The sequence below is a fragment of the Natrinema thermotolerans genome, from assembly GCF_031165565.1.
Lineage (GTDB): Archaea > Halobacteriota > Halobacteria > Halobacteriales > Natrialbaceae > Natrinema > Natrinema thermotolerans.
Genome location: NZ_CP101873.1, coordinates 2,953,864 through 2,966,492, shown reverse-complemented (window position 1 = coordinate 2,966,492; position 12,629 = coordinate 2,953,864). Strand labels below are relative to the sequence as shown.

Genomic DNA, 12,629 nt, shown 5'->3' with positions numbered 1-12,629 from the left:
GTGATCGTTACTGATAGGCCTCGAACTCCTCGCCGAACAGGAGGAAATAGCCCGTCCCGAGCAGTCCGATGGCGGTCGCGACGGTAAAGGCGACGACCGGGTCGCCGGCGAACAGTTCGGCACCGGTCAACGGGTTGGGAACGCCGTCCCAGAGCAGCCCACCCAGCGCGGCGCTGGGAATCACGATCAGATTTCGCAGCAGGTAGTACGCGCCCGTAACCCGACCGCCGGCACCTCGTTCGGCGGGGCCGACGATCAGCGCCTTGTGCGCCGGCAGCCCGGCGAACCGGAGCCCGGAGAAGGCAAAGAGAACCGCGAGGACGGCCGCGTCCGGCGGCGCGTTGATCAGCAGGATCGGGAAGATCGCATAAACCGCAAAGCCGATCGCGACGACCGGCTTGAGCCCGACGCGCTCGGCCGCCCGCGCGACCGGAATCATAGTCACCAGGGCCACGAGCATCTCGATCCCCAACAGCACCCCGAAGTACGACTGCGGCGAGAGATCGAGTACGCCGATCACCGGCAGCGACAGCGAGAGCCCGACCTCGAGAAAGCGCGTGACGACGATCACGAAGAAGATGTAGACCATCCCGTTCGCGAACCGGACGAGCGTGTCGGCGACCAGCAGCGGGCGCAGTTCCGCCGGCAGCGCCCGGAGGTCGGCGAGCAGTTGCGAGACGCCCTCGAACTCCGAACCGATGTCGTCGCCTGCGGGATCGTAGAGCCGGTGCTGAACCAGCGTTCCCAGCGCGCCGAAGGCGACCGCGACGACCAGGATCAACTGGAAGGCGGTGACGATCCCGCCGTCGCTCGAGCCAAAGGGGTAAAAGAGCGCGGCAGCAAGCAGCGGGCCGACGAGGAAGGCAGTCCGGCGGAACGTCTCGGTGCTGGCGAAGCCGGCCGCCAGCCGCGACGGGGGAACGGCTTGCTTGACGATGGCGAAGGTCGCCCCGAGCCCGAAGGACTTCCAGGCCTGTGCGAGTACGAGCCCGAGAAAGACCGCGACGATCACAAGCGAGGTCGGCCCGACCGAGACGCCTGCCAGCGCCGGCGCGACGAGCCAGACGCCGAAGCCGACCGTCGAACACAGCCCGAACGCGGTCAGTGCGTACCGTGAGCCGATCCGATCCGAGATCGCACCACCGGGATAGGGATACACCGCGCTGATCACGTTTCCGAACGAGCCGAACAGGCCGACGACCAGCCCCGTGGCCCCCAGCGCGTAGAGGTACTCGCCCATGTACCGACTCGTCATCTGAAACCCCAGACTGAAGGCGAACATCGCCACCGAGAGGACGAGGACGTCCCGCTCGAGCGAGACGAACTGCCGGAACGGATCGAGCGCGTCGGCCTCCTCGGACGACTCCCGCTCGAGGCTCATACCGCTTAATGATCGGGCCGCCGGCTTGAACGTTGGTCCGCGACGGGCCGTTCCCGATCCGGCAGCCGGCTCGGTCCGGTTTGGCTGACAGTATCGACTGAAGGGAAGGGCTCATTAGCCAGCAGTGTGAGGTAGTGGATAATGGCTTCGTGGAAGCGGGATTTCGCGAGCGGGCTGATCGTTCTCGGCCCGATCTTGGTCACGCTCTATGCGATCTACTGGCTCTACGGACTCGTCGCCGGGCTGACGCCCGGACTCATTCTCGATCAGTCCGCGCTCGAGGCCTTTATCGCCGGCACCAGTCAACAGGCGATACAGACCCGCGAGCAGATCGCGCAGTTCCTCCGCGTGATCGTCGCGCTGACGGTCTTTATTATCCTGACGTTCTCGGTCGGCTATCTGATGCGGACGACGATCGGCGGCCTCGTCGAGCGGCTCGTCGACAACATCGCCAACCGCGTGCCGGTGATGCGGGTAGTCTACAACGCCTCGAAGATGGCCGCCGAGACGGCCTTCGGCGAACAGGAATCCCTGCAGAAGCCGGTCAAGATCGAGACCTGGGAGGGGCTCCGGATGACCGCGTTCAAGACCGGTAAAGTGACCGACGACGGGCGCGAGGTACTGTTCTTACCGACGTCGCCCAACATCACGACCGGCTACGTCGTCGAGGTCGAGTCCGACGAGATCACCGAACTCGACGAGGACGTCGAGGACGCCCTGACCCGCGTTCTCAGCGCCGGGTTCGGTGACGCGAACCGGCGCGGAATGGACGCCGGCGTCTCGATCGACGTCATCGACGAGGCCGGGCGGACCGGGTCCGATGACGACTAACGAAATTTTACCCTGCGGTCTATCGCGGCCGCGGCACCGCCGCGGCCGCGATGTCCCTCGGTGAAATCTTCAAAAGAGCGCGAAGCGCTCTTTTGGACATCGCGGGATCTTCGATCCCGCTCAGTTTCGATCAAAAGCACTCCTCCCTCCGTTCCGTGACGCTTCGCGTCACTCCACATCGGTCGTCGGCCCGCTCCCTCCCTTCGGTCGCTCGCGGTGAATTCGGGTGAGTGCCTGCCCTTCCCCGGGTCACGCGCCTCTCGTGGTACTCGAGGCGCGCTCCCGGCCACGAAATCAGTTTCTCGAAGTAAAACGCCCCCTCCAAAACAGATGCGAACCGATCTAAACCGACTCGAGAGCCGCTATTCGATGTCGACGAACTCGAACCACTCGTCGTACTCCTCGGGGGCCTGCTCGACGATGTCGAAGAACTGCTGTTGGATCTCCTCGGTGACGGGGCCGCGGGAGCCGTCCCCGACGACGACGTTGTCGACTTTCCGGATCGGCGTCACTTCGGCGGCCGAGCCGGTGAAGAACAGTTCGTCGGCGGTGTTGAGTTCGCCCCGCGAGATCGAGACGTCGTCGTGGACAGTGTAGCCCAGTTCCTCCGCGATCCGAATGACCGCATCGCGGGTGATCCCGTCGAGGATCGACTCCGAGAGGCCGGGCGTGTAGATCTCGTCGTCGCGCACGAGGAAGACGTTCTCGCCGGGGCCTTCGGCGACGTTACCCTCCTTGTTGAGGACGATCGCTTCCGCGTAGCCGTTCCGGCGTGCCTCCTCGCCCGCGAGCATACTGTTGACGTACAGGCCCGTGGTCTTGGCGTTGGTCGGGATCTGGCTCGAGGCGTGTTTCCGCCACGAGGAGATCATCACGTCGATGCCGTTCTCGAGGGCGTCCTCGCCGAGGTAGGCTCCCCACGGCCAGGCGGCGATGGCGGTGCGGGTCGGACAGTCCTTCGGACTGACCCCCAGCGAGTTGTAGCCGTAGAAGGCGACCGGGCGGATGTAACACGACCGCAGTTCCTGGCGCTGGATGAGTTCCTTCGTCGCCGCGGTGAGTTCTTCCTTCGAGTGTTCGATGTCCATCTCGTAGGGCTTGGCGGACTGGAAGAGCCGATCGAGGTGTTCCTCCCAGCGAAAGAGTGCGGGGCCGTTTGCGGTGTCGTAACAGCGCGCGCCCTCGAAGACGCCGCTGCCGTAGTGGAGTCCGTGCGTGAGAACGTGGACCTGCGCGTCGTCCCAGTCGACGAACTCGCCGTCCATCCAGATCGTGTCGACGTCCATCTCGTCGAATCCCATGATCAGAAGTGTTACAAGCCACCGTACTAAGTGTTCGCGATTCGACCTGCGTGTGGTCCCGTCGGCGCTGTCGCCGTCGTCGCTGCGTTGTCGGCAGCCAGCGGTCGGTGGCCGACTCGAGACAGCGCTCGAATCGGTGGACTATCGACAGCGCTCGAGGACCTCGCTGCCCTCGAGGTAGGCGAAGCCGTGGCGGTCGGCGTAGTCGCGAGCGTCGGCCGGGGAGAGCGCGTCACCGGTCTCGTCGTCGAGCATCTCACAGACGACGACGGCGGGCGAACGGCCGGCGGCGTCGGCCAGCGCGAGCCCGAGTTCGGTGTGGCCCTCGCGCTGGGCCAACAGGTCCGGTGCGCCCTTGAGCAGGTGGACGTGGCCGGGGACGCGGAACTCCTCGGCGAACGCGGTCGTCTCGGGCGTAGCGGCGGCCGCGCCCAACTCCCGAATGGTCGTCGAGCGGTCGTCGTCGGTAATTCCGGTGTAGGTGTCGCGGTGGTTGACCGTCAACGAGAACGACGAGCGGTCGTCGTAGCCGAGTTCGTGGTCGGCCGTCGCGGGGTGTTCGACCGCGTCCGAGTAAAACGGGAGGTCGAACGCCTCGGCGATCTCGTAGCCCAGCGCGACGCAGATCAGCCCGCCGGCGTCGTTGCGCAGTCGGGCCACGGCCTCGGGAGTGACGGCGTCGGCGTGGTAGATCAGGTCCGTCTCGCCCTCGCGGTCGGCCGCGTCGTGGACGAGGATCGGCTCGCCCGTCCGAAGCGACTCGAGTGCGCGGTCGAACGCGTCGGCGGTCGGCCCGGCACCCGCGCTGCCGTCGGCGTTGGACTGCGGACCGGCGTGATGACCCGTCATTCGCGATCACCCACCGAGACGGTGACGTGATCGCCGTCCTCAAGGTCGAGTTCGTCGCGCAGCTTGACGGGAGCGATCACCTCGAGCTGGTCGTCGTCGTGGTGGGTGCGCTCGGGGGCGATGGTGTAGGCGTCGTCGTAGGTCGCGCCGTCGGCGGTCTCGATCGTCGCGGGGTAACAGACGGCGGGACCGTAGGTCCGGTCGTCGGATTCCCAGCCGTCGATCGGGACGGGTTCGAGGGAGGCCATCGCGCTGCGCCGGCGGACGCTGTCCTCGCGCAGGTCGACGTTGAGCGTCCCGGGGAACGGCTCGTAGCCGAGCCGGTCCTCGAACTGGCGCTGGTAGCCCGGCAGGGAGATGTAGTGGCGACCCTCGCCCATCCCGCTCGTGATGGTTCCCTCGAGCGAGATCTGTGAGTCCGTCTCGAAGATCCGCCGGTAGTCCTCGTACTCCGCGTGGAGGGCTCGCTCGCCGGTGTCGGTGATCGCGACCCACTGGCCGTCGCTGACGGTGTCGCGCTCGAGCAGGTCGGCGCTCTCGAGCCGTTGGAGACGTCGCGAGGCGGTCTGGTTCGAGGCGTCGAGCCGCTCGGCGAGGCGAGAACAGGAGATCTTGACGTCACCCTCGAGCCCGCCCTCGAGCGCGAGGAGTTTGAGCACGGCGAGTTCGTCGTGCCCGACGGCGGACTCCGTGAGTACTGACATACTCGTCCCTATTGCCCATGTGGGTAAAAGCATACCGAATGTGGCATGCGTAACGAAACTGTGACGGAGTTCACGAGCGTTTATCGCGTATTCCGGAGTTGGGGACCGAACGGAAAAACCCACCGCCTCCCATGATCGGTCGGGCTACAGTTCCCGCGCGATGTAGTCCGCGATCCGCGTGACGCGGTCGGGGTCGGTCGTCCAGAAGCCGTCCCAGACGCGGGGTTCGGTCTCGAGACAGACGAGTGCGGTGCCGACGGCGTCGGGTGCCCTGCGATCGTCGGGATCGAAGACGACGAACCAGCCGTCTCGGTACTCCGGCCCCGTCCCGGTGTGAACCGTCGCGTCCAGTTCCGGCGGACAGCCGTCGTCGACGCCGTAGACGTGAACGTCGACGTCGGTTTCGGCGAGTTCCGCGTAGGTCTCGTAGGTCCCGATCTCGTCGTCGATGCGCGAGAGTTGCTGGAACGCGCTCCGTAACGTGCCGCTGCCGGCCGCCCAGGCCCGCTGTTCGATATACCGCGAGACGACGATCAACAGGAGTTTTTCCTTGTGTGCGAGCGGGTAGCCACGCAGTCGGAGCCGGGTGCCTTCCAGCCCCGCCAGCACGTCGGGGAAGGCGATCTCGCCCATGCCGCGCGCGCCAGTGACGAACAGGTCCGAGTTGATCGCGAGGATCGCGTCGTACAACGTACGCATCGGCGAGGCCGCGACCGGCTGCCCGTCCTCGAGCAACACGGCCGTATCGCCCTCAGTTGCGAGCGCGTCGTCGATTTCGGGGTCGGGATCCGATCCGATCGCACCGGCTTCGGCCCGTTCGACGGCGATCGGCTGGCCCGCGAACGCGTCGGAGAGCATCTCGGCGAGCGGGCCCGTGGAACCGTCGGCGACGATCGCGATCGTCCGATCGGGCGAACCGACGTCGTCGATGAACGATCGGAGAGTCACTGGAGAACGTTCATCCGTTCGGTACGTAAGTGTTGTCGCCGCCGTCGGATCGGATCGACGACCCCGTTTCCCGCGCGGTGGCGATGCGGTCTCGGAGTCGATCGATCGACCCACCTGACGTATCAGACGGAAAGAAAGAGCGTGTCAGGAACAGTGATCGAATCGAGGCCGCGAGCGGCCGTGTCCACATCGGGCGCGCGATCAGTGTCGGGTGTGACCGTCGACGCCGGCGAGCGGAGCGGCCGACACGGCCGGCGGGACGCGGCTAATCGCCCACGACCGGATCGCGCTCCCAGAACTCGCTGCCTTTCTTCAGCTTGGGGACCCACGTATCGCCGGTCTTGGCGAGCAAGGCGACGCGGGAGGCCGGCACCTCTTTGACCTCGTCGAATGCCGGCATGTATTCGCCGACCCGCTCGGCGAAGTCCACGACCGCCTCGTGGTCGGGCATCGCCGAGCGGTCGAGTCGACCCTGTGAGTGGCCGACGTGCATGTACGCCTTCAGTTCGATGAAGTCCGGATCGGCCTGCTGGTAGAAGCCGGCGTACCAGTCCGGGTGGTGCATGTTCTCACCCTCGACGAGCGTCGTCCGGAGGACGGTCCGGGTCTCGTCTTTCGCGGCGAGAACGTCCATCGTCTCGAGCAGGCGCTCCCAGGCGTCGTCTTCCATCGCGCCGACGACCTGATCGAAGGTGTGGCGCTCGGGGGCGTCGACGCTGACGTAGAGTTGCGTCGGGTCGCACTCCCGCAGGACCTCGGGCCGGGTGCCGTTCGAGACGAGGAAGGTGGTGATATCCCGATCGTGGAAGGCCTCGATGAGTTCGGGCAGGTAGGGGTAGAGCGTGGGCTCGCCGTCCAGCGAGATGGCGACGTGGCGCGGTTCCATCGCCTGCTCGAACACCTCGCGGGGGACCTCGTCGTTGCCGCCGAAGCCCGAGAGCAGTTTCTTCTGGAGCCGGATCGAGGCGTCGACGACTGCCTCGGGGTCGTCCCACTCGACGTCGTCCATCTCGTAGGCGTGGCCCTGGTGGTCGCGCCAGCAGAAGACACAGCGCTCGTTGCACTTGACCACCGGCGTCATCTGGATACAGCGGTGGGACTCGATGCCGTAGAAGATGTTCTTGTAACACTTCCCCTCGCCGCGGACGGCGTTTGCCGTCCAGCCGCAGGTCTGGGCGGCCGTGTGGCTCTCGCTGTGGTAGTTCGGGCTCGAGACCTGTGCCGGCCCGCCGTCGTCGCCGTCGGCGGTGGCGTCGGCACCTGCGTCGCCCCCGGGGTTCGCGGAGTCGCTCATGTTGGCGGTCGTTGGACGGGACCCGTCAAAAGGTGTGTGGTGTCGGGGACGGTCGGCGCGGGACCGCCACCTACTCCTCGCCGGAGCGGTCGCTCGAGGAGTCGCCGCCCGGGCCGTCGGGCAGCGCGTGCGGATCGGCGGGTTCGTCACCGTGTCTCGCGTCGTCGCGCTCGAAGAGGTACAGGGCCGGGCCCGCGATCACCATCACGAGCAGGCCGGGGATCGGGACGTCCGGCGGCCCCAGGTACGTGACCAGCCCGCCCCCGCAGGTGACGAACACGAACCCCGCCCACAGCGCCGGCCGCGAGATCTCGAGGCGGCTCGCGTCCCGGTAGACGGCGGCCGCAGCGGCGATGACGATCGCGAACCCGACGACGGCGACGGCGACCGCCTGCAGCGAAACCATACTCGGACTTACGACAAGGAAGGGAAAAGCGTTCTGAGACCCGGTTCGCGGCCCTGTCGTGTGTTCGGTCCGGCGGTCGGCTGCCGGCTTCCGTACGAAAGCCTCGCCCTCTTTCCCGTACCGATCCAAGCGATGACCATGATTGGGGCCTACACGATCGGCAAGAAAGCAGTCACGTTCGGTTACAAACGCTACGGGGTTCCGGGAGCGGTCGCCTCCGGCGGTGCGGCGCTCGCGGGCTATCTCGTCGTCCGCCGGGCGCTGCAATCGTCGACGAACGACGGGAGCGTCGACTCGGCGATCGACGCGGGCGAGATCCAGTCGGCGGTCGAGGAGAAGGGACTGGGTGCGGTGACGGACAAAGGGACGCTCGACCGGGCGATCAACGAGGACGAAATCGGCTCGCCGTTCGACATGGGCGACGTCCAGTCGTCGGCCGCGGATGAGACCGACGAGTTCGCCGAGGGGGCGGGCGAGGGCGACTCGAGCGCCGGGAACTGAACCTGACGGACCGCGAGTTCGATTTCAGCATGAGCCAGCGAGACAGCACCACCGAGACCGACGAGGAGCCGGCAGACGAGCGACGCGTCGCGGGGATCGACGATGCCCTCGCCGAAGCGCTCGATACCGTTCGAAGCGGCGTTCGATCGGGCGCGCCGGCCGGTGCCGCCGGCTTCGCGAGTCTCCTGAGCGGCGTCCGGGCGCTGCGACGCGGCGACCGCGGGCACGGCTATCTGCGGCTCGGCGCGGGCGGGCTCCTCCTCGCGATCGCGATCGACCAGCGCCGGGCGGCTCGCGACCGGACCGGCGTCGAGCCGTCGGACGTCGCCAGTACGTCACCCGACATCGAGGGTCTCGAGGGGCGGGAACGAAACGCCGGTCGCGAAGACCACGCCGGCGGCGACGCGGCCAGCGAGGTCGCCAGGACATCGATCGACATCGAGGACGCGGCCTCGAGTCCCGAGTCCGGTGACGCCGCGAGCGGGCCGACCACTGCGGCCGAGTCCGGCGACGCCGAGCGCGAACCGGACGCTGCCGAAGTTGCCGAACCCGAAGCCTACGAGCAGTTGGGCGCGGCGGCGTTCGACGAACACAGCAGCGAGGTGCCGGTCCCCCAAACCGCGTTCGACCGGACGATCCTGTCGCTGGGGTCGGAGGTCTTCTGGGGGATCCGCGAGGCCGGCGACGCCGTCGTCGTCTCGGGGCAGTTCGATCCGATTCAGGACGGCGACGGGATCCGGTACGTCGCCAGTTCCGAGGTCGACGGCGAGCGGTCGCTGACGGTGCCCGACACCGTGTTGAACCACTGGGATGCGGTCGCCGGCGGCGGGCTGGCCGTCGCCTCGGGTGACGACCTCGTCTTCCTCACGACCGACTCGCTGGGGGCGGCCGGCCAGATACGGGTCGTCCCCGAACAGTGGCTCGAGGACGTCATCGAGAACGGCGAGTAACGATCGGCGGTCGCGGCGCGGTCCCCCTGACGGCGACTACGACCCGCGGACCCGCTCGAGGACCGCGAGCGTCCCGTCGGCGTGGACGGCGTCGAGGACCTCGTCGGCGGCCGCTTTCGCCAGTTCGTCGGCGTTGCCGACGGCGACGCTCCGGCCGACGGCCTCGAACGTCGAGACATCGTTGACGGAGTCGCCGACCGCTACGCAGTCGGCGAGGTCGATCCCGACGCGGTCGGCGATCGTCTCCAGCCCCTCGCCCTTGTTCGGATCGGTGTCCTTGACGTGGTAGGCGTAGCCGGTGTCGATCACCTCGAGGCCGTGGTCGGCGGCGATCTCGCGCAGGGGCTCGAGCGGCTGTTCTAAATTGACCGCGATCTCGGTTTCGCGCCAGCGGTTGACGGTGTCTTCCTCGCCCCAGCCCAGGTCGTAGCCCGCCGCGCGGTACTCCTCGGCGACGGCCCGGGCGGCCTCGCGATCGGCGGTGAAGAAGACATCGTCGCCGGTGTAGACGACGCCGCCGTTCTCCGCGACGACGAGTTCCGGAATCCCGACGAAATGACAGAGGGCGACAGGGTAGGGAAACGCCTTCCCGGTGGCGATGACGACCGGGGCCTCCCACTCGCGGATCGGATCGAAGACGCGGGGGTCGATGCCCCACCCCTCCGGGCGGGTGAGCGTCCCGTCGATGTCCAGCACCAGCGGCGGATCGGCGGTCATACCGAGCAATGGGTAAGCCGGCCCCTAAAACGGTCGGATCGGTGGACGTAGTCGCCCCGACGGCGACTCGCGCCTCGTCGTCGCTGCTCGAGCGTAACTGAGATGCCGTTCGTCGAAAACGCGAAATTCTGGCCGCTCAGAGAGCGAGATAGCCCGCGTTGGGGAGCAACCCGGCCAGATAGAGGACACCGAGGACGAGCATGAACTCGGCGATAGCCATCGCCGGCGGGTCGACGTGTGTCCCGGAGTGGGAGTAGAACACGCGCTGGCTCACCTCGCCGAGCAGGCCGCTGATCGCGCCGAAGGCACCGGCGGCGAGCAACGCGACCAGTTCGCTGCCCATCGCGGGCATGGCGATCACCGCGCCCACGGCACCCAGCAGCGTGATGTGATGGGTGACCGGGATCTTCTCGACGCCGAGGTTGAGAAAGAGCAGGCTCATGGCTGAGATCGCGTAGCCCATGAAGATGCTCCCGGTCTCGAGCCAGATGTAGCCCCCGAGCAGCCCGCCGACGATCCCGATGGCGGTCACGCCGGCCCACTTGTACTGGTGGGGGAGCCAGGGTTCGGTCGTCAGCCGGTCGGTCTCGGTGCCGCCGTCGGCGGCCATGCGCTTTTCGTCGCGCTCGAACGGCGACATGTCGAGGACGCTCGAGCCGCCGACCCGGCCCACGATCGGGTAGCCGAACGCGAGTCGGGCGAGGAAGGCCGTCGCGACGACCGACAGCGCGATGTTGTCGGTCGGGAAGCCGAGCCCGCCCATGACGCGCGTGATGAGCATCCCGAGCGCCCCGAAGACGGCCCCGACCGCGAGGATGTCCGGTTTCGTGCCGAACGCGTAGAGGATGTCTTTGCCGAAGTGGTAGTCCCAGTCGTCGGGTTCCATCTCGGGATACTTCCGGCCGGCGTAGGCCGTCGCGGCGACGCCGCCGGCGAAGGCGATGTGGGGGCCGGTGACCGCGCCGAAACCGATTACCCCCGTGATGTCAGTCGCGACATCACCGCCGAGTTCGCCCTCGAGGACGGCCAGCCCCTCGCCGAGGAAGACGACGAAGCCGGTGAAGACGAACGAGGGAAGGGCACCGAGGGCCGCGCCGAACGCGCCGCCGGCGAGGGCGGCGATGAGCAGGACGGCGAAGGCCTCGAGTTCCATGCCGACGATGGGGACGGTAACGAGCGGCTGCAACATCGTTACTCCTCCTCGTCACGCGCCCAGTCGCGCGAGCGCTCGACGGCGTCGTTCCAGCGTTCGTATCGGCGGTCAGCGCGGTCGCGGTCCATCTCGGGCTCGAACTCGGCGTCGACCTGCCAGTTGCTCCGCAGTTCGTCGGGATCGTCCCAGTAGCCGACGGCGAGGCCGGCCGCGTAGGCCGAGCCCAGCGCCGTCGTCTCGTCGACGACGGGGCGGACGATCTCCGAGCCGATGATATCGGACTGGAGTTGACAGAGGTAGTTGTTCTTGACCGCGCCGCCGTCGACCTTCAGCGATCGCATCTCGATGCCCGAGTCGGCCTCCATCGCCTCGGCGACGTCGCGAGTCTGGTAGGCGATCGACTCGAGCGTCGCGCGAACGACGTGTCCCTTGCGGGTGCCGCGGGTCATCCCGACGATGGTGCCGCGGGCCCGTTGGTCCCAGTGGGGTGCGCCCAGTCCGGTAAAGGCGGGGACGACGTAGACGCCGTCCGTCGAGTCGACGCTGCGGGCCAGTTCCGCCGTCTCGGCGGGATCCTCGATCAGCGTCATGTCCTCGAGCCACTCGATGGCCGCGCCGGTGACGAAGATCGACCCCTCGAGCGCGTACTGGACCGGTTCGCCCGAGCGCTGGAACCCGATCGTCGTCAGCAGCCCGTGATCGCTCTCGACGGCCTCGTCACCGGTGTTCATCAGGAAGAAGGAACCGGTGCCGTAGGTGTTCTTGGCGTCGCCGGCGTCGAAACAGGTCTGGCCGAACAGTGCGGCCTGCTGGTCGCCCAGTGCGCCCGCGACCGGCACCTCGGCCTCGAGGAACCCGTCAGGGTCGGTCGTGCCGTACGTGTCGTCGTCGCTGGAGGGCCGGACCTCGGGCAACATCGCCTCGGGGATCGAGAACTCCTCGAGGAGGTCGTCGTCCCATTCGAGGTCGTGGATGTCGTACAACATCGTCCGCGAGGCGTTCGTGACCTCGGTGACGTGGTTCCCGGTCAGGTTGTAGATCAGCCACGTGTCGATCGTCCCGAACAACACGTCGCCTTTCTCCGCGCGGTCGCGGATGTCCTCGGGTCGGGCGCGCTCGAGTTTGATCGGATCGGCGTTATCGAGCAGCCACTCGGCCTTCGTCGCCGAGAAGTAGGCGTCGGCTTCGAGGCCGGTCTTCTCGCGGATCGCCTCGACTTTCCCCTCCTCCTCGAGGGCCTCGACGCGATCGGTGGTTCGGCGGTCCTGCCAGACGATGGCGTTGTGGACCGGTTTCCCGCTGTCGGCGTCCCAGAGGACCGTCGTCTCCCGCTGGTTGGTCACGCCGATGGCCGTGAGCTGGGACGGGGCGATCCCCGCCTGTCCGAGCGCTTGCTGGATCACGGCTTTGGTGTTCTCCCAGATCTCCATCGGGTCGTGTTCGACCCAGCCGGGTTCGGGGTAGATCTGTTCGTGTGTCTCGTAGGCGTTCGCGACGACCTGGCCCTCGTGATCGAACACGATAAACCGGGTCCCGGTCGTTCCCTGGTCGACCGCTCCGACGTACGTTGTGTCTGTCACTGGTAGTCACCTCG

13 protein-coding genes are annotated in these 12,629 nt (G+C 67.3%); 3 read left to right on the top strand and 10 right to left on the bottom strand.

The genetic code is table 11. From position 1 onward, the window contains the following. Positions 1-7 precede the first annotated feature (7 nt). A complete protein-coding gene (locus NP511_RS15290; protein WP_049966171.1) occupies positions 8-1,381 on the bottom strand; it encodes an MFS transporter in 1,374 nt (457 codons plus the stop codon). 141 nt (positions 1,382-1,522) lie between these two features. On the opposite strand from NP511_RS15290, the gene NP511_RS15285 reads away from it, so the two are divergent. After that, entirely contained in the window at positions 1,523-2,212 is a 690-nt protein-coding gene (locus NP511_RS15285; protein WP_006649577.1) for a DUF502 domain-containing protein, read from the top strand. Positions 2,213-2,574: 362 nt separating this feature from the next. Here the strand turns inward: NP511_RS15285 and NP511_RS15280 are convergent, their stop codons facing one another. The 6 genes from NP511_RS15280 to NP511_RS15255 all read right to left on the bottom strand — a co-directional run bounded on the left by NP511_RS15280 (position 2,575) and on the right by NP511_RS15255 (position 7,714). Next, entirely contained in the window at positions 2,575-3,513 is a 939-nt protein-coding gene (locus NP511_RS15280; RefSeq protein ID WP_006649578.1) for a branched-chain amino acid transaminase, read from the bottom strand. Positions 3,514-3,654: 141 nt separating this feature from the next. Continuing rightward, positions 3,655-4,362 (bottom strand): 3,4-dihydroxy-2-butanone-4-phosphate synthase, encoded by a 708-nt coding sequence (gene ribB / locus NP511_RS15275; protein ID WP_049966170.1) that lies wholly within the window; start codon positions 4,360-4,362, stop codon positions 3,655-3,657. Then, entirely contained in the window at positions 4,359-5,066 is a 708-nt protein-coding gene (locus NP511_RS15270) for a DUF120 domain-containing protein (RefSeq protein ID WP_049966169.1), read from the bottom strand. Before NP511_RS15270 ends, ribB begins: the two co-directional genes overlap by 4 nt. A 144-nt stretch (positions 5,067-5,210) precedes the next feature. Continuing rightward, positions 5,211-6,014 carry a DICT sensory domain-containing protein gene (locus NP511_RS15265; RefSeq protein ID WP_049966168.1) on the bottom strand — a complete coding sequence of 268 codons (804 nt, stop codon included), beginning with the start codon at positions 6,012-6,014 and terminating at the stop codon, positions 5,211-5,213. A 265-nt stretch (positions 6,015-6,279) separates the two neighbouring features. Then, on the bottom strand, positions 6,280-7,308 hold the full coding sequence (twy1, locus tag NP511_RS15260; RefSeq protein ID WP_049966167.1) for a 4-demethylwyosine synthase TYW1: 1,029 nt from the start codon (positions 7,306-7,308) through the stop codon (positions 6,280-6,282). Between the two features lie 70 nt (positions 7,309-7,378). Then, positions 7,379-7,714, bottom strand: coding sequence for a hypothetical protein (locus NP511_RS15255; protein WP_049966166.1), 336 nt, complete (start codon positions 7,712-7,714; stop codon positions 7,379-7,381). Positions 7,715-7,852: 138 nt separating this feature from the next. On the opposite strand from NP511_RS15255, the gene NP511_RS15250 reads away from it, so the two are divergent. Together NP511_RS15250 and NP511_RS15245 are read left to right on the top strand one after the other, a co-directional pair. After that, positions 7,853-8,215, top strand: a complete 363-nt coding sequence (locus NP511_RS15250; protein ID WP_006649587.1) for a hypothetical protein — start codon at positions 7,853-7,855, stop codon at positions 8,213-8,215. A 29-nt stretch (positions 8,216-8,244) separates the two neighbouring features. Continuing rightward, a complete protein-coding gene (locus NP511_RS15245; protein ID WP_049966165.1) occupies positions 8,245-9,165 on the top strand; it encodes a hypothetical protein in 921 nt (306 codons plus the stop codon). A 36-nt stretch (positions 9,166-9,201) separates the two neighbouring features. Here NP511_RS15245 and NP511_RS15240 read toward each other — a convergent pair whose 3' ends face one another. The 3 genes from NP511_RS15240 to glpK all read right to left on the bottom strand — a co-directional run bounded on the left by NP511_RS15240 (position 9,202) and on the right by glpK (position 12,615). Continuing rightward, a complete protein-coding gene (locus NP511_RS15240; RefSeq protein ID WP_049966164.1) occupies positions 9,202-9,882 on the bottom strand; it encodes an HAD-IIB family hydrolase in 681 nt (226 codons plus the stop codon). Positions 9,883-10,018: 136 nt separating this feature from the next. Beyond that, complete coding sequence (locus tag NP511_RS15235; RefSeq protein WP_049966162.1) at positions 10,019-11,071, bottom strand: DUF7973 family transport facilitator; 1,053 nt, start codon at positions 11,069-11,071, stop codon at positions 10,019-10,021. A 2-nt stretch (positions 11,072-11,073) separates the two neighbouring features. Then, positions 11,074-12,615 (bottom strand): glycerol kinase GlpK, encoded by a 1,542-nt coding sequence (glpK, locus tag NP511_RS15230; RefSeq protein WP_049966161.1) that lies wholly within the window; start codon positions 12,613-12,615, stop codon positions 11,074-11,076. Positions 12,616-12,629 lie beyond the last annotated feature (14 nt).

Coding starts and splice junctions, on each gene's coding strand:
- NP511_RS15285 (WP_006649577.1), top strand. CDS start 1,523: ATGGCTTCGTGGAAGCGGGATTTCGCGAGCGGGCTGATCGTTCTCGGC.
- ribB (WP_049966170.1), bottom strand. CDS start 4,362: ATGACGGGTCATCACGCCGGTCCGCAGTCCAACGCCGACGGCAGCGCG.
- NP511_RS15250 (WP_006649587.1), top strand. CDS start 7,853: ATGATTGGGGCCTACACGATCGGCAAGAAAGCAGTCACGTTCGGTTAC.
- NP511_RS15270 (WP_049966169.1), bottom strand. CDS start 5,066: ATGTCAGTACTCACGGAGTCCGCCGTCGGGCACGACGAACTCGCCGTG.
- twy1 (WP_049966167.1), bottom strand. CDS start 7,308: ATGAGCGACTCCGCGAACCCCGGGGGCGACGCAGGTGCCGACGCCACC.
- NP511_RS15290 (WP_049966171.1), bottom strand. CDS start 1,381: ATGAGCCTCGAGCGGGAGTCGTCCGAGGAGGCCGACGCGCTCGATCCG.
- NP511_RS15255 (WP_049966166.1), bottom strand. CDS start 7,714: ATGGTTTCGCTGCAGGCGGTCGCCGTCGCCGTCGTCGGGTTCGCGATC.
- NP511_RS15240 (WP_049966164.1), bottom strand. CDS start 9,882: ATGACCGCCGATCCGCCGCTGGTGCTGGACATCGACGGGACGCTCACC.
- NP511_RS15245 (WP_049966165.1), top strand. CDS start 8,245: ATGAGCCAGCGAGACAGCACCACCGAGACCGACGAGGAGCCGGCAGAC.
- NP511_RS15280 (WP_006649578.1), bottom strand. CDS start 3,513: ATGGGATTCGACGAGATGGACGTCGACACGATCTGGATGGACGGCGAG.
- NP511_RS15235 (WP_049966162.1), bottom strand. CDS start 11,071: ATGTTGCAGCCGCTCGTTACCGTCCCCATCGTCGGCATGGAACTCGAG.